Source organism: Treponema primitia ZAS-2 (genome assembly GCF_000214375.1).
Taxonomy (GTDB): domain Bacteria; phylum Spirochaetota; class Spirochaetia; order Treponematales; family Breznakiellaceae; genus Termitinema; species Termitinema primitia.
The window spans coordinates 217,858-234,968 of record NC_015578.1; the positions used below are offsets into that span (position 1 = coordinate 217,858).

Genomic DNA, 17,111 nt, shown 5'->3' on the forward strand with positions numbered 1-17,111 from the left:
CCCTTTTTTATTTAAGGGCCTTTTTTAATTCTTCTTTTACATATTCTATATCTTTATTATGTAGTATTGGTATTAATTTTCTGATTTCACTAACCGGTAAATCCCACCATTTCAATTTTAACATTATTTCTATTAATTCATTGCCAAACCTTTTTCTGATAATTTTTGCAGGATTTCCGGCCATTATTGTATAAGGTTCTACATCTCTTCCTACAACACTTCTCGTTCCAATTATTGCCCCATCACCTATTTTTATTCCGGGCAATATTGTAGAATTTTGCCCTATCCATACATCATTTCCAATAATTGTGTCCCCTTTTGTTTGAATTTCATCCGGGGATACAATTTCATTCCATTTTTTGAATATATTAAAGGGAAACGTTGACACACAATTCATTTGATGGTTTGCTCCATTCATAATAAATTCAACACCGGCTGCTATTTGGCAAAACTTTCCTATGATTAATTTATCATTGAGCCATTCATAATGATGGGTAACCTGTTTTTCAAAATCATCGCCGCTGAAATAAGTAAAATCCCCTACGATAATATTTTTGTTTTTGATTGTAGGTTTTATATTGATTAACATATTTAGATTAGGTATAGGAAATATCATATCAGGATCGGGCAATTCATTATTCTCCATTATATCCTCCAGAATATATTTTCTGCTGTTCAAGGCCTTACAATCCCGGCGCCCCCCGCAAGGGTATATCATCATAGCGCCCCGAATTATTCCAGTAGGTGAGCCCGTTTGCCCCGGCGTCACGGACGCCTTCAACCTGGCGGCGCACATAGTCCGGGTTGTAATACTGTCGGTCATAGGAAACGTTGAGAAAGAATGCCTGCACATAGGGGCGGACTATGATTTGCCCACGGCCTATGCGCTCGGTGCGCTGGCTACCCTGGAAGTAGATACGGTAGGGACGTTGTTCCGCAGGGGATTGGGCCAGGAAATCCTGCTCAAAGTGGCTGGGGTAGTACATGGGGCAAATCACGTCCACATAGGGGGCTAAGAGCTCCACTTCCTGGCCGGTACGGGCGCCGGTGCGGTACCAGCCATTGGCGCCGTAGATGTCTATGGAAATGGGGGCGGTGATACGGGAACGTATGTGCCGCAGGAAGGAGAGGATGGCGCTGTCCATGTCCATGCCGTTTTCCCGCCAGCGATACTGCGCGTCACCGAGGTTTGCGCCGTCCGTGGGGAAGCGGATGTAGTCAAACTGTATTTCGTCAAAGCCCCGGTCAATGAGTTCCCCGGCTATGGCGGCGGTGTATTCCCAAACTTCTTCTGAATAGGGATCAACCCAGCGCTCGTCGTAATAAGTTCGGAGTATTTCGTAGGTGGGATCATCTGCGGACAGTATTGCTGTTTCGTAGGAGGAATCCTTGTCCGCCCCGGTTCCCTTGGGCTGGCGTTGGTCGTAGTAACCCACCCAGGGTTTCCGGTTGTGGCTGTCCCAGACGGCGAATTTTCCTCCCTCCTTGCGGGCCAGTTCCGGGTCCTTAAATACTACGATTCGTGCCACGGTGTAGATGCCCCGGTCCTGCATGGTTTTCAGGAATGCGTCGATGTCCACAGGCCGGAACACCCGCCCCTTTTCGGGGATGGCCGGGTTATTGGGGCTGAACCGGAGCCGGCCGTAGTCGTCCTTCATATCAATGACCACCATATCCAGGGCGCTTTCTTCGATCACCTTCAGATAAGGCGCCAGGGTCCTGCTCTCCATGGCGTGGTTTACCGGGAGATAGAGTCCCTGTTTGCCCCGGGCGGCTTCCTTGCCGGTTCCGGTGTCCAAAAGCCAGAGTTCAGAAAGGGTAACCGGATCCTCGTCGATCCGGGCGGCGCTTCCCCAACTGATGAGGCTGGAGGGTTTGATCCCCCAGGCTGAGGGGATTTGCCGGATGAAGCTGTTGAGGTCCGGCCTGTCCCGGGTAACCAGAGAAGTGCTGCTTACTGCGGAGATCACCGCCGGGGGGTAATTTAATTCCATGACCGCCCCTTCCTGGACAAAACGTATTCCTTGAGCGCCGATGTCCAGGGAATCTACGGTGCCGAAATCGGCGCTGTCCGACCAGATGGGGGTGAAGCGTTTCTGTTCCCAGTTTAACTGGTAGATGCGGCGACGAAAGGTCTGGGACACGTAGATCCGGGGCGATCCATTCCCGGCGCTTCCTGTGGGGACTGCTACGGCGATGTCCGATACCTCATCGGGGTTCGTGGTTGTTTCCAGCCGCTCAAGCCCCTGGTTCATTTCTACCCAGCCGGCATTTCTACTATCCAATGCCCGGTAGTAAATACCGTAGGTGCTGTGGGATAGGAACACCGTGAGTGCCGGCTGGGCGGAGCCGGGGGCAGGCAAGAGGGTCGCAGCTACCGCTTTTATGCCATTGGTCCGGTAGGGGGGGGCGCCGAGGCTTTCCCAGGTTTTCCCGGCGTCCCTGGAGAGGAATACTGTGTCCTTGGTGGCGCAGACCAGGGTTTCCGGGTCCTCTGGAAGGGCTTCCAGATCCTTCAGCTCCTGGACCATGTAGGTAAAGGTCTTTTGTCCATCATCGTAATTTTTTATGGTTTTTACCGGCAATCCCCGGTTCCGGGTCTCCCAGCGCAGTAAATCTGTTGAAACCAATATCCCCTGATCCCCCAGGATGGCCCAGTAATTGGCGGTTTTAAGAATTTTCCTCACCGCGCCCCCGGTCCACAGGGGCCGGACTATGCCCAGCCGGTCCATGCCGTAGAGGCCCTTATCGGTTCCTATCACGGTGGGCCAGGTGTTCTGAGCAGGCAGACTGGTTTGGGTTCCTGCGCCGGGGGAAAGGAGGATCAATAGGGAGCAGCTTAACAAAAAAGTCACGGCCATGGAGTTGAAAGGGCGGGGGGATTTCAAAACCATGCGTTGCTTACAGGTACCTCTTGAGTTCGCCCTTGTCCATCAGGGCGTACAGTTCGGTATAAATCTTGGCGGTGCTTTTGGCGATTTTCCCCAGCAGTACCTCCTCAATCTGAAAAAGGCCTATCTCGCCGGACATCCGTATGTCAATGCGAATGGGCTGTTCCGTACCCCGGGAAATCCGCACATCCTCAATGGAATTGGCCGATAGCTGGTGAATGTCCCCGGGCCGAGGGCCGCCGGCCACGATCAGGGGGATCCGGGCCCGGCCTTTGGTCATGTCACAGCCATCGGCTATCTGGATAAGCCCCGCCTCCAGGGAGTGGATGGTTCTGGTCCCCATATGCCCGGAAATGCCCTCCAGGGCCAAGGACCGGACCGTTACCAGTTTCTGTAAATCCGCAGCATAAACTTTCCTGAGCAGCCGGTCCAGTATGGGGTAGGCCAAGTACACGCTGTGGAGTTCGTGGTCCTGGCGTCCGATGGTCATGCCCAGGTCGTGGAGTACCGATGCCAGGAGCACCGCGATAAGGCTATCCTCAAAAGTACCGCAGTCCTCTTTTTCCAGGTTGGTCTTGATCCCCGCATCCCGGAGCAGCCCCATCATGATCAGGGCGTTCAAGGCCACGGTCCGCATATGCACTGGCCCATGATCGTTGTAGTTCAGCCGCATGATGGACACCGTATTGGCGTATTCCTGCATGGCCTGGACCTCGGCATCCTCTAAAACGAGCTTTGCCGCCTCAACCGCCTTGCCGCTCAGGCCAAACCCGGTAATCATTTCAATAATCTTTCCGTCTAATACGTTTCCTTTTTGGGATCTCATCCTTATAAAATACGATTATCCGGCATAAAAATCCAGACCTTTCCCGTACACTCGGCCGATAATAAAATCTATGCGACGTACCTGTTCTATCCTTGCTGGTATTTTTTTCTTTCTGGCTCCGCTCTTCATCTTTAGCCAGGATCTGTCAATACAAACGGAGGATCTGCGCATAGAACAGCGGGTGGACGGGGGCTTTCACCTCTTTATACGGAAAAAGCCCGGCATCAACTCGGTGCTCCTGACCGAATCCACCCGGGACCCCTCGCTTAACGAGGACAACTACGCCTACCGCGCCGCGGAATGGAACCCCATAAACGGTGACGAAATCCGCTTGCTGGACGGCGTCCCCATAGCCCGGGAAAGCGGCATCTGGTCCCTCATCGACTCCACCCCGGAGCCTGACTCCCAATTCGGCCAGGCCTTCCGGATTTATATCCCCTGGATACTGTATTACGGCTATTCCGACACCCGACATGGCGAGATCTACGTGGTGGACGGTACCTATCTCAATATCCGCGCCTTTACCCTGCCCTACGGGGATTACCAGGGAAGTTTCCGGGACAATCCCTTTGCGGTGCTGGTGACCCAGCAGCCCCTGGCGGGCCCGCCAGAGGGCAATTACATGAAGGACACGGTGGATTCCTTTACGGAAATCGTGGCTGGCAAGGGGGATCTGATCTATTCCACCGGGGCGGACGATCTGGTGACCAAGATAGGCGAAATTTTGGAAGAGGAGAAGGGCAAAAAAGTGGACATCGTCCTCTGCCTGGATACCACGGGCAGTATGCGGGATGACATCGATTCGGTCCGCCGGCTCCTCATCCCCCTGCTGGAAGGCATGATCGCCGACTTTAACGGCTTCCGCATAGGCATGGTCCTCTACAAGGACTACTACGAAACCTACCTTACCCGGGTAGTTGGCTTTACCGCTGATTTTTCAAAGTTCCGTACCACCCTGAACAACATCCAGGTCGGCGGCGGCCGGGACATCCCCGAAGCGGTCCACGAAGCCCTGTACGAGGGCGCAACCAAATTCCCCTGGAACGCGGAGTCCAGGTTGCTGCTCCTCATCGGCGACGCCCCTCCCCACCCCCGGCAGCGGGGCAAGATTTCCAAGGAAATGGTGGACAAGGCCGTGGAGGATAAGGGTCTGAAGCTGAGCGCCATTATTCTGCCCCAGTAGCTGTCCCGTTGGGGGTCCCTTTGGAGGCCCAAATAGGGGGCGTCACAAGCCACTGATTTATGCTATAATAAAGATATGCGGGTATTTAAGGTCGCCCTGATGGCGGGCATATTCTTTGCATTTTTCCTCCTTCCCCTCCTGCCGGCTGAAGAGCCGGACACCGGTACCCTGCTGGATACCATACAGGAATTGGCAACCCCGATTCCGGAAACTTTAAAAAATGAAGCTGAAGCTGAGGAGTATGAGGATTTTGACGATTTTGACGAAGAGACCATCCTGGATTTTGAAGGCCCTGAAATCACGATCTTTTATAATGAGAGAAACGAAGCGGATTATATAGAAGTTAAAACAGACGAAAAAATCGAAGAGTATCACTATTTGAGCCATATCAAATACAGCGATCTTATTTTTGTCCTTAGCGATTTGCTCCGCAGGATTACCCGGGAAGGCTATCAGTGGGCAAGGGCTCCGGCCATTTCCTACGAAAAGAGCGATGAGATAGTGCTCCTGTACCGGAAGGATCTGGTGAATGACATGGTGTACGGGATCGTACAATTCCCGGATTTCAAAGTATGGCTCAGCGCTATCCGGCAGCAGGACCGGGAACATCGATACAATGCCGGGAGTGGCCGGGATATGCTGATGTTGGTGTATGCCTTTGCCCAGTGCCTGGCCCAGGCTGAGCAGACCCTGGGCATCAGCCAGGTTGAATACACTATGAGGTTTTTCAAACCCGAGTGATCCCGGTACTCAACAGGAATAAAATTTTTTCGGAAAAAAGTTACAAAAGCTACTCTACCTTAAACCGGGCGACCTCTGTGGCAAGGGTGTTGATATGCTCCTGGTTATCCCCGCTGATAGTATTCACCCGGTTAACCGCCGAATTGATCTGCTCCGCCCCGGTGGCCATTTCATTCATCCCGTTGGTGATCTCCTGAGTTACCAGTTCCAGGTTTTTGCTTTCGTTGATCACCTCTTTGCTGCCCTCAAGCATCTCCAATGAACCTTGTTTTACCTGCTGGGTGATGTCGTTCAGTTTGGCGATGGCTTCCAGTATCTGCTGGCTCCCCTGGCCCTGTTCCTCCATGGCGTTGCGGATGTGAGTCTCCTGATCCGATACGGTCTTTACCCCCGTATCTATGGCTTCAAAGCGGTTCAGTACGGTGTTGGTAGACTTGGTTATTTTGTCGATGGACTCTTTTATCTTTTTCAGGGTGTCCGAGATGATCTTAGACTGCTGGCCGGAATTTTCCGCCAGCTTACGAATCTCGTCGGCTACCACCGCAAAGCCCCGGCCCGCTTCTCCTGCATGGGCCGCTTCAATGGCTGCGTTCATAGAAAGCAAATTTGTCTGGCTGGCGATGTTCTGCATTACCGAGTTGATCTCCAGAAGGCCCTCGGATTCCCTGGCTATTTCCTGGATGTCTGCGGAAACTCCCTGGAGCCCTGTGCGACCCACCTCGGAGGCGGCGATCAGCTCCTCCACATTCTCCGCATTCCGCACCAGGGTCTGGGTGACGCTCTGGATGTTGGCCAGCATTTCCTCAATGGCCGATGAGGACTGGGAAACGCTGGAGGTCTGTTTTTCCACCTGGCTATTGAGCTTTTCAATGTTCACCGTTACTTTTTCCATCACCGAGCTGGTCTCGCTTACCGAGGCGGACTGGTTCAGGGCTTGTCCCTTGATGCTCTGGATGTTGGAGGTGATTTGGTTAATCGCTGCAGCGGTTTCAGTCATGTTGGAGGATAGCTCGCTCCCAATATCGGAAAGGCTGACGGTTTGCTCTTTGATGGTAACCACCATGTTCCGGATCTTGTCCAGGGTCTGGTTAAAGAAACTTGCCAGGGTTCCTATTTCGTCCATACGCTTAATGGTGATCCGTTTGGTCAGGTCCCCTTCGCCTTCTGATACTGACTTGAGGATGCTGCTCACCGTGCCCAGGCGGCTGAAGAGCGCCCTGAGGAAGAACCAGGTAATCACAATGCCGATAAGGGACAGGATAACTCCCAGTGCCACCTGCCGGATGGTCTGGGTTTGTATCATATCGAAGAGGGATTGGGCTTCAAAATCGCAGCCCACAATTCCCACCATCTGGCCCCGGGAATTTTTAATCGGGGAATAGACCGAAACCAGCCAGCCCCAGCCTCCCTGCTTGACCATACCGCCGCTCTGCTGCGTCCCAGTCTTCCAGGTTCTCTGAAAGGCTTTGTCATAACTGGAGGTATCTTCCTCGGCGCCCAGGGGAGAAAAGTTTTCCTCATCATCAGGAGGGGCGCTCCCGTCGATGATGTATTTGTAAACGCTGCCCTGGACCGGCGCCATGGTATACAGGTACAGGGTGACCGAGTTTTCCTTCAGGAAAAGCAGCTCTAGCCTGGTGTCTTCGTAGAAGGGATCATTTTCATCCAGGGAAGCGCTTAAGCGCTCAAAGGCATCACCATCAACCATGTCAACGGCTTTATTAATTACGGCGATCCCCTCCCGGATAAAAATAGTGGTCGCCACTTCAAGACTTTCCCGCAGGGCCAGTACCGTGATGGCGGTGCTCAAAACCAGAATAAATGCCGTAAAAAACACCATAAACTGAGTCTTTAGGGAGACAACTTTTTTCATGGGTAGAGAGCTCCTTTTTTGCTGTGAATTACCTGTTTCTGCCACGGTACTGTATAAAACGGAGTTTACACTATCCGTAGAATTTTGGTAAGGGTTTTATATCACACTTCTTTGTGTTATTATCGGTATATGTCCTTGTTTTACACCAAAAAGCGAAACATACGCCAATGGGCTTGTGCACTGGGGATTTGCTTTCTTTTAGCCGGGAGGGTCTTTGCCCAGACCGCGCCGGACCGGGGGGAAGCGGTTATGAAGGCCCTGGCGGCAGCTTACCCCGGACGGGTTGGAGCGGCGGTGTTCCGGAAAGGGACCCCGGCTGATACAGGGGACTGGGCTGTGCAGATCCGGGAGACATGGTTTTACTATGCCCAGGGACGGCTGCTCCCGGAAGAGCTGCGGAACCGCTACGCTGAATACGACCCCCAGCCTTTTTACAATTACCCCGCAGAATTACCCGCCTGGAAAGATCCCTCCCCGGAAGAAACCGAGCGCTTCAGGAACTCCGCCCAAATGCGGCAGGCCAATCCGCCGAAGCGGTCCCAGTTTTTTTTCGACGCCCTGTGGCGGTCCTCCACCCGGGAGGAGGCCTACGAGCGGGTAAAAACCATGCGCTTCCTGGGCAAAAGCGTGACGGTCCATTACTCGATTATGGAGGAGCTTGCCCTGGTTGAGGAACGCATCCTCTGGGAAGCGAACAACAGCACCCTGGTGCGGCAATGGGTGAACCGGCTGGATACCCTGGCGGGCTGGAACTGGCGGAGTATTGCGGACACCCAGAGCCGGAGCTTCCACGCCTACGGCGCCGCAGTAGACCTGCTCCCCGCCTCCCAGGGAGGGCTGCAAAGCTACTGGCTCTGGACCTCGCAAAATTACCCCGCCTGGTGGGCGGTGCCCTATGAAAAAAGGCTCCATCCCCCCGCAGCGGTGATCCGGGCCTTTGAGGAATACGGCTTTATCTGGGGCGGGAAATGGCTTTTTTTCGACACCATGCACTTTGAATACCGGCCTGAGATACTGCTGCTGAACAATATGCCCGTCAAAGCCGCTTATTGACCCTGAGTTTCCGTTAATGTAACCACGCTATTAGCGACAATTCGCATCCTCTGGCTATTTGCATTATACATAATAAATACGGAAACTTTGCATCATGTTGAGCAACAATGAAGAAACCAAAATTCGCGGACTTCTCAGTAAAAACATCAAAAGACTCCGGGCAAAAAACAGCCTCTCCCAGATGAACTTGGCTATTCAGGCCGGGTTAACCCATAATTTTATCAATGATATTGAAAGCGGGAAAAAGTGGCTTTCACCGAAAACCCTGGCTAAACTTTCCATGGCCCTCCAGGCGGAACCCCACGAATTTTTTGCCCCGGAAATAACGATACCTGAAGCGGATTCAGGCACGCTGTCAGAATATCTTGACGATGTTACCGAAACTTTTCAGCGAATGGTTGAGGATATTAAGGAACGCTACTTCCAGGATACGGACAGCAAGGACTAAAGGCCGATTTACACCGCCGCCACAGGCTGCCCAATAAGGCCTTTGAATTCTTTCTCGTCCAGGGTTTCCTTTTCCAGAAGCTGGGCGCCTACCAGATCCAGCAGGTCCCGGCGCTGCTTGAGGGTATCCTTTACCCCGGCATAGCGGGTTTCAACCATCCGGGCTATTTCCTCGTCAATGTACTGTTGGGTGGCCTCGGAATATTCCCGGTGGAACATGGGTTCCTGGGCGGCTCCGCCCATCATGCCTGCGCCGCGCTGGGTCAGGGCCACGTTTTTGAAACGGGCGCTCATGCCGTAATCGGTGATCATCTTCCGGGCTATGTCCGTGGCCTTGGTCAGGTCGTTGGCGGCCCCGGTGCTTATGCGGCTGAAAACCAATTCCTCCGCAGCCCGGCCTCCCAGGAGCACGTCGATTTTTCCCAGAAGCTCGTCCTCGGTCATGAGGTAGCGATCCTCCACGGGCATCTGGAGGGTATAGCCCAGGGCGCCGAAGCCCCGGGGGACGATGGAAATTTTCTGCACCGGGTCGGAGCCCGGGGTAAAGGCTGCCACCAGGGCATGGCCGGTTTCATGAAAAGCCACGATCCGGCGTTCGTCATCGGAAATGATCCGGTTTTTCTGCTCCAGCCCCGCCACGGTCTTTTCGATAGCTTCCTCAAAGTCCTTCTGGGAAACCACCTGCCTGCCGCCCCGGACCGCCAGCAAGGCCGCCTCGTTGACGATATTCGCCAGATCCGCCCCCACAAAGCCCGGGGTTCCCCGGGCAACCGCAGCCAGGTCCACCTGGGGATCAAGTTTTACCGCCTTGGCGTGGATACGCAGTATGGCCTCCCGGCCTTTCAGGTCCGGCCTATCTACCAGGACCTGGCGGTCAAAGCGGCCGGGCCTGAGCAGGGCCGGGTCCAGCACATCGGGCCGATTGGTGGCTGCCAGGATGATCAGGCCGCTGGTGGCGTCAAAGCCGTCCATCTCCACCAGAAGCTGGTTCAGGGTCTGCTCCCGTTCATCGTTGCCCCCGGCGATATTGTTCAGCCGGCTTTTGCCAATGGCGTCCAGCTCGTCAATAAAAACGATGCAGGGGGCCTTTTCCCGGGCCTGCTTGAAGAGGTCCCGGACCCGGGCTGCCCCGACGCCCACAAACATCTCCACAAAGTCGGCGCCGCTCATGCGGAAAAAGGATACTCCCGCCTCCCCGGCCACTGCCCGGGCCAAAAGGGTCTTTCCGGTGCCCGGGGGCCCTACCAGGAGCACTCCCTTGGGTATTTTACCGCCAATATCGGTGTACTTTTTAGGGTTTTTCAGGAAGTCCACCACCTCCACCAGTTCGTCCTTGGCCTCGTCCACCCCGGCTACATCGGGGAAGCGGGTAACGATGTCACCTTCCGCCACGATCACCGCCCGGTTCTGGCCTACGGAAAGCACATTGCCCCCCATATTGCCCAGACGCTTCATCAGGAAGCGCCATATAAAGAAGAAAAAGGCAATTGGAAGGACCCAACTGAAGATAAGGTTGAGCACCGTGCTGCCCTCACGGGACACCGCATAGTAGGAGACCCCCTTTTCGTCCATGAGTTTGATAATATCCGGATCGTTCAGGGGGACCGTGCGGAATATCGCATCAGGGGACGACCCATAGGGGTTTCGGAGGCCTGGAGTTGGGGCAACAGTCTTTTGAGCAGCGGTATACCCGGTAAAATAGGAATCGGTCATCTCTACCCGCTTGATTTCCCCGGAGACAATCTTGTTCTTAAACTCCGAAAAATCAATGGTGGGATTTACCTTGTTCAGAAATACATAGTTAAAGAGGCTCATCCCCACTACCAGGATGAGGATATATACGATGGAAAAGCGCCACCCTCCGAACTTTTTTGGATCCGGCAGCTTGGGTCCCCCAAAGGGAAACTGGGGCCCGGAATTTTTGGGCTTTTTTTTATCGTTCCCGGATCCATCGTTCTGGTAATCGCTCATTAAACGCTCCTTGGAAGCTATTTCTTTATATCTAGTACTAATATCCGTCTTTTAGAGAGCTTATTCAATATAATTCGAGGGACTTTCAAGATTTCCCAGGTTTTGTATAATATAGTAGAGAAATACGTAAAGGGGATCTTCAGTGAAAAGGTTAGGATTCTTGTTTTCTTTCAATTTTATTGGAGTCGCGGCGATTCTCATGGCTTTTCTAGTCGCTTCCTGCGATCTTTTTATGAATAAACCGGAAAGGAATATTAGAGACGATATTAAGACCACAGTGGAGATCGCCAATGCGCCTATAATAAGCGTGACCGTGGAAGCGGTTCCTGCGGCAGCCGGAAGGACTAACCCGGAAGGGGCGCATACGGAAAAGCAGAGGGTGCCTTTTACTGTCAGCTTTATCATCAGTGATGAATACTCATTTATCACCTGGCAAGCGTGGCAGCAGGTAAATGGCGTGGAGACCCTGCTATCCGGGGATCAGGTGCAGTTCAGCGCCACAGGAAATGAAAATTTTGAAACCCAGGTAACCATTATCAATACCGGCAGCGCCATCAGTGTCCGGCCCCTGGTGATTGCCCGGCCCCGGATGGTCTTTAACAACCTGCCGGGCGGGGAATACCCCCGGACGGTTACCAATTACCCGGTCCGCATCTGGTTTGCCGAGCCCTTGTCCCGGGAATCCCTTTTGGATCCGGCTAATTCGATTAACTATAAGAATATCTCCGTCACCGGGAAGGGCCGGTTCGGGGCGGATCCCGAAATTGATCTGAAAGGCTATTTCAACCTGGGCTTGAATGATGACGGAACCCTGCTTACCTTAAAGGTAAATACGGATAAGGGCTATATAGGGCTTCCCGGTAATACCAATGTGACCATAACCCTGGAGACCGGGATCCTAACCGGGGGTGAACACGGGGTTTCCCTGCTCAATCCGGTGGTTCTGCACTATGGGGTGGGGGATAAGCCGGACCGGGATCCCCCGGTGGTGGAAATACTCCGGGGCTTCTTTCAAAGCGGGGGAAGCGACAAGATGATCGATGATGGGGATAGTTTCCGATTTGTCTACGATGGTTCCTATACTTTTTCCGTTGAGGCCCCAACGCGGCTGGCGCCGTTGGATGCAAACGGTAAAGCCACGGCCATTTATTTGGTTTTTAAGGCCTATGACGAACTGGGGGAGATACAGGGCGTTACGGTGAGCGAAAACCGTATCTATGACCTTGAAGGGGGGAATCCGGTATACGAAACGGATACTGAAAATGTTACGGTTTACCAGGATTACGATCAATTCCACGAATCCCTGCCCCTGGATCAGATGGCTACGTATCAATCCCTTCTATCCCCCGGCGAATCGCCGCCCCTGGTTGTACGGCATGTAATCAAATCCGCCGAAGACGGTATCCTAGACCTCATCATCCTGCCCGAGGACTCGGTGGGGAACCGGGCGGATCCCATGGCAGCCTATGAGCCGTTCCAGGCCCCCCAGAGGATACGGGTGGCATTGGATTTCCCGCCGGACCCGGTAAAATCCCTTACCGGGGAATACAAAGAGCCCAATCTGGAAATCTCCTGGGCCAATCCCCAGGCAAAGGATCTGGCTGAAATCCGGCTGAGCTACAGGAATAACAGTGCCGGGACCCCGGAGGAAACGATTGTCCTGCCGCCGGTTTCGGTAGACTATCCCATCGGTGTTGTTAAGGGTAACAATTATACTATACGCCTCACGGCGGTAGATCATGGGGACAAGGAATCCAGCCCGGAGGAAATAACCATGACGGCTTCGGCGCCTCCGGTGGCTACGTATCGGATACGGGCAACGGCCTCCGCCGGAGGAAGGGTCTCCGCCAACCCGATACGATCCGCCGAAGGCGGCCTGGTGACCCTCACGGCAACGCCGGACAGGGGATACCGGTTCAGGGGCGGCTCCTTAAGCGCAAAGCTGGCTGAAGACGGCGCATCGATACCTCTAAGCGGCAATACCTTTACTATGCCCGCTGGGGACGTTGAAGTAAGCGCCGGGTTTGAAGCTGATGAATATGCGATTACCGGCTTCAATGCCAACGGAGGAACCATTTCTGCGGTTCCTGCGGGAACGAGGATCACTGCGGGAAAAACAGTTACCCTGACCGTAACGCCGGACCCGGGGAATGTGCTGAAAACCCTGGCAGTAAAACGGACCGATACCAATGGGGCGGTGATGGTTAGCGGCTACAACAATGTCTATACCTTCACCATGCCCGCTGGGAATGTTGAACTAAGCGCCCTGTTTGAGCCCTTGCCATCGAATGCCTATCTGATAAATATGGCTCCCTGGATCAACGGGGGATTCATCAGCTCCCCATTGAATTACGGCATTGCCGGCTCTTTGATTACTCTGACGGTAAAGCCTGTTTCCGGTTTTCAGATAAAGCCCAATGCTAGGCCGACGGTAACCCGCACTGACACTAATGTAAAGCTGCCGGTGTACGGCGCTACCGGCGCTACTGCCTATACCTTCACCATGCCCGCTGCCGCAGTTGAACTAAGCGCCGAGTTTGAGGGGCTTCCCATTACGATACAATCGCCCCCCAATAAAACGGCTTTTAATTTGGGGCATACTTTGACCGAGGCGGACCTTGAGGGCCTTGTGGTAGCTGCGGTTAATACCAATGGAAGCTCCCAGCCCTTACCGATTGCCCTGAACAATATTTCAGGGTTTAACAGCAATGTTTCCGGCGTCCAGACCCTGACGGTCACGGTCAACGGGAAGACCGCGAGCTTTACGGTAACCATAAGAGATCAGGGAAACATCAGTATCGATCTGGACGATCCTAACCTGGGACTGCCCAAAGATATTGTCATTTCTAAAACCAGCGCAGCTCCCAACCCAAAGACCGTAACTGTTTCGGTGTACGGAACCTATACCGCCTATAACTGGTACGTTAATAATACTGAGATCAGTGATTCAAAAGACCGCCCAATACTGATTCTGGATGCGTCTAAATATCCCCTGGGGAGAAACTACCTCCGAGTGGAGGTGCGGAAAGGGAATGTTTACTATTCCCGGGAAATTGACTTTAAGGTTGAAGGGTAAGGAAAATATGAAAACTAGAATGCTACCAATCGCCTTTATAGCGCTCATTCTCGCAGGATGCTCTAACCCTTTGACAAGCCCCCGGAAGGAAAACCCTTGGACCCCGGGCGCCGGGCCGGGAACGGGCCAAGTTCGGGTTATCATCGACAATAGAAACAGTACTGCCCCCAGGACCATTGTCCCTCAGGACCCAGACTTTGTTTATACCCTCAGTTTTACTAAGGGCGGCGTGACCGAGGAATTCCCGGTAGAAAACCCCGGCGGGCAGATCGTGGACTTAGAACTGGGCGCCTGGACCCTCAGGGTACAGGGAACGAAAGATGGGGAAAAGGTCGCCGAATCGGATGACATTTCGGTGAACCTGGGGGCAGCCGGTTCCTCCCAGGAGATCCGGGCGCTGATCCACCCGGCAACAGGAGCGGGGACAAGCGGCGGCAGTTTCAAATATGATATTATTTTTTCAGACATCAGCAGTATTACTAATGCAAAACTGACCCTTACCCGGCTGAGTGATTTAACTGTGACAACGATCTCCAATTTAGCAACCAACGGCGCAGGAACACTGTCGGCCCTGGAAAGCGGGTATTACCGCCTGAAAGTGGAACTTACCCGGGACAGGCAGACTGCGGTTCGGGGTGACATAGTCCACATTTATCCTAAAATCGAAACTTTTCAGAGCTACATCTTTACTGCGGATGATTTCGCTCCGGGAATTTTCCTGGCAGGCCGGGTGATCCATTCATTTATCGGTTATACTGCGGAAGAGATACAGTTTTTTAACAATGACAGCCATAACCTTATCGGAAGCGCCACTATTGACAGTCAGGGGAATTGGGCTGGGGTTATTTCCGGGACGCCAAATTGGGTTTGGTACAAGGTGAGATTTTCCGGAACCGGCGGGGAGAGCTATTACAGCAGCGAGCAAAGGTATCCCCAGACAGGGGACCTGGATTTGGCTGGGGTAGAAAACATCCAATTGTATCCGGAATTCGAGGGTATGATAAATATTGAAGGGGTTATAAGCTCAGGCCCCCTGGGCCTCTCTTTCTCAGGGGAACTCCGGACTGCTGATTCCGGCGGTGATGTGGAAATCAGTATTAGTAACCCCAGGAACGATACTGTGACCTGGAGCGGGGCTATCACCGATGCCTGGGGAAGCCGGCAGGCTCTGACCCTTTCTGATGGCATCAGCGGCAAATCTTACCGCAGATTTACTGCCCCCACCCAGGCGGGACTGTATACGGTCACCATGGCGGCGGCCCTTAACGACCGGGTCTATTCCGGGTCTTTCCCCCTGTATGTCTGGGGTCAGGGTGAACTAGGGCCGGAGGAAGTGTATGATTGGGCTGGTTTAAGTAACGCCATTGTATCCATGGCGGGCGCTAGCAAGATTGTTATTATTAAAAACTCTTTCCCCTTTTCGGGAAAAATTACCATAACAGGCGGTACCTTTACCATTATCGCAGCGAAGCCAATAGTTTTAATCCGGGCTAGTGATAATGGACCTTTTTTTGAACTGAGCAATGGGGGAGAACTTATCCTTGGCTTGCCGGGCAGCGGCGGGACGCTAACCCTGGATGGTTATTCCGCTTCAGCTATTAATTATCCTATTATTAATGTAAACGGAGGCCATTTTACTCTGAATGCCAATGCGGCATTACAGGGGAATACCAATACATATACTTCTGGTTTTGGTGAAAATGGGGGAGGCGCGGTAATTGTTGAAGGCGGAATCTTTACTATGAATGGCGGGAGCATCAGTGGAAATGCCGCTAATGAGACCACCGACGGCAGCAGCGGCGGCGGCGGCGTGCTTGTGGTTAACACCGGCAGCTTCATTATGAACGGCGGCGTTATCAGCGGAAATACCACCAATCAGAGCGGCGGCGGAGTATTAGTGGATTCAGGCAGCTTCACCATGAACGGCGGCCTCATCAACGGGAATGCCGCCATCAGCAAAAATACAGCCACTGGCGAAAATTCCGGCAGTGGCGGCGGGGTGTCAGCGCTTAGAGGCAGCTTCACCATAAACGACGGCGCCATCAGCGGGAATGCCGTCAGGAAAAAGGGCGGTGGAGCGTATATTTTCAGCAATACATTCATCATGAACGGAGGAAGCATCAGCGGGAACACAGCCAGCGGAGGGATTTACGGCAGCCTGGGCGGCGGGATATATGTAAGGGAATCACGATTCACCTTGAATGACGGGTTTATAGACGAAAACCAGGCTGAGCGAGGCGGCGGAATTGTAATTGAAGGAATTTCAAACGTTCCGACCATCTTCACCATGAACAACGGAAGTATCCGGCGTAATAGGGCGGAGAAACATGGCGGCGGGATAGAGATATTGGGGACGAGAATTTCGGTTACCATAAACGGCGGCGCGGTGGAGGAAAATACGGCGGAGGGCAGCGGCGGCGGAATTCTGGTGGGCGGCTATAACGCTTCGGTCACCATGAACGGCGGCGCGGTGAGCAATAATACGGCGATGGGCAGCGGCGGCGGAATCCTGGTGGGGGAGTCTAATGTGGACGCCGAGAGTCGTTCACAAAGTGGTACCTTTACTTTAAAAAATGGGAGCATCACTAATAATAGGGCAAGCATTGGCAGCGCCGTATATTTAGGGGGGGTCCCATGGGGCGCCCTGCATATACCCAGTACGGCGAATGGCTTTATCGCCACAGGTGGGGTCATTAGTGGGAATAAGAATACAAGTACGAGCAGCCTTGAAGATACCCCGCGTTTCGGCGTTTATATACAGTATGGGAACTATTTTAGCATGGAAGGCGGATTCTTATTTGGGAAGGATAATTATTTTTATCTGAGCAATGGCGCGAACCTTTCCCTTACGGGAACAAGTGCCCTTGCCGCAGAGAAAATCTCCATAGAACCGGAAATTTCCGCTCCGGGTACGGTACTGGTCGATGGGCCCAAAGCCCTGCTGGACTTAGACAAATTTGCCTATTTTAGCCCGGGCGCCAATAAAGAGCTGGAAGTAATCAATACTGTAAATGTTTATGGCGCCATTGTAATTAAAGGGGGAGAATGAT

Annotated in this window: 11 protein-coding genes; 6 read left to right on the top strand and 5 right to left on the bottom strand. The window is 53.2% G+C overall.

All coding sequences use genetic code 11. The features are described from left to right. Positions 1-7: 7 nt before the first annotated feature. Genes TREPR_RS00990 through TREPR_RS01000 form a run of 3 tightly spaced genes read right to left on the bottom strand, consistent with a single transcriptional unit; the run spans position 8 to position 3,717 of the window. Positions 8-646, bottom strand: coding sequence for a CatB-related O-acetyltransferase (locus TREPR_RS00990; protein ID WP_041611335.1), 639 nt, complete (start codon positions 644-646; stop codon positions 8-10). 37 nt (positions 647-683) lie between these two features. After that, entirely contained in the window at positions 684-2,894 is a 2,211-nt protein-coding gene (locus tag TREPR_RS00995; RefSeq protein ID WP_052299682.1) for a putative glycoside hydrolase, read from the bottom strand. 7 nt (positions 2,895-2,901) lie between these two features. Beyond that, positions 2,902-3,717, bottom strand: coding sequence for a phosphohydrolase (locus TREPR_RS01000; protein ID WP_041610960.1), 816 nt, complete (start codon positions 3,715-3,717; stop codon positions 2,902-2,904). 70 nt (positions 3,718-3,787) lie between these two features. On the opposite strand from TREPR_RS01000, the gene TREPR_RS01005 reads away from it, so the two are divergent. Continuing rightward, entirely contained in the window at positions 3,788-4,900 is a 1,113-nt protein-coding gene (locus TREPR_RS01005; RefSeq protein WP_015706403.1) for a vWA domain-containing protein, read from the top strand. 75 nt (positions 4,901-4,975) lie between these two features. Continuing rightward, positions 4,976-5,641, top strand: a complete 666-nt coding sequence (locus TREPR_RS01010) for a hypothetical protein (protein ID WP_041610961.1) — start codon at positions 4,976-4,978, stop codon at positions 5,639-5,641. Positions 5,642-5,690: 49 nt separating this feature from the next. Here the strand turns inward: TREPR_RS01010 and TREPR_RS01015 are convergent, their stop codons facing one another. Continuing rightward, positions 5,691-7,514, bottom strand: a complete 1,824-nt coding sequence (locus TREPR_RS01015; RefSeq protein WP_015706404.1) for a methyl-accepting chemotaxis protein — start codon at positions 7,512-7,514, stop codon at positions 5,691-5,693. Between the two features lie 129 nt (positions 7,515-7,643). Here TREPR_RS01015 and TREPR_RS01020 point away from each other — a divergent pair, with 129 nt between their 5' ends. Both TREPR_RS01020 and TREPR_RS01025 read left to right on the top strand, forming a co-directional pair. After that, positions 7,644-8,567, top strand: coding sequence for a M15 family metallopeptidase (locus TREPR_RS01020; protein WP_015706405.1), 924 nt, complete (start codon positions 7,644-7,646; stop codon positions 8,565-8,567). A gap of 94 nt (positions 8,568-8,661) precedes the next feature. After that, positions 8,662-9,015, top strand: coding sequence for a helix-turn-helix domain-containing protein (locus tag TREPR_RS01025; protein WP_015706406.1), 354 nt, complete (start codon positions 8,662-8,664; stop codon positions 9,013-9,015). Between the two features lie 8 nt (positions 9,016-9,023). On the opposite strand, the gene ftsH is transcribed toward TREPR_RS01025, so the two are convergent. Next, positions 9,024-10,985: an ATP-dependent zinc metalloprotease FtsH gene (gene ftsH, locus TREPR_RS01030; protein WP_015706407.1), complete on the bottom strand. Its 1,962-nt coding sequence runs from the start codon at positions 10,983-10,985 to the stop codon at positions 9,024-9,026. A gap of 199 nt (positions 10,986-11,184) precedes the next feature. On the opposite strand from ftsH, the gene TREPR_RS01035 reads away from it, so the two are divergent. Both TREPR_RS01035 and TREPR_RS01040 read left to right on the top strand, forming a co-directional pair. Continuing rightward, the gene (locus tag TREPR_RS01035; RefSeq protein ID WP_015706409.1) at positions 11,185-14,061 is read left to right on the top strand and encodes an InlB B-repeat-containing protein; all 2,877 of its coding nucleotides are present in this window, start codon (positions 11,185-11,187) and stop codon (positions 14,059-14,061) included. A 7-nt stretch (positions 14,062-14,068) separates the two neighbouring features. Continuing rightward, positions 14,069-17,110, top strand: coding sequence for a hypothetical protein (locus tag TREPR_RS01040; protein ID WP_148257205.1), 3,042 nt, complete (start codon positions 14,069-14,071; stop codon positions 17,108-17,110). Position 17,111 lies beyond the last annotated feature (1 nt).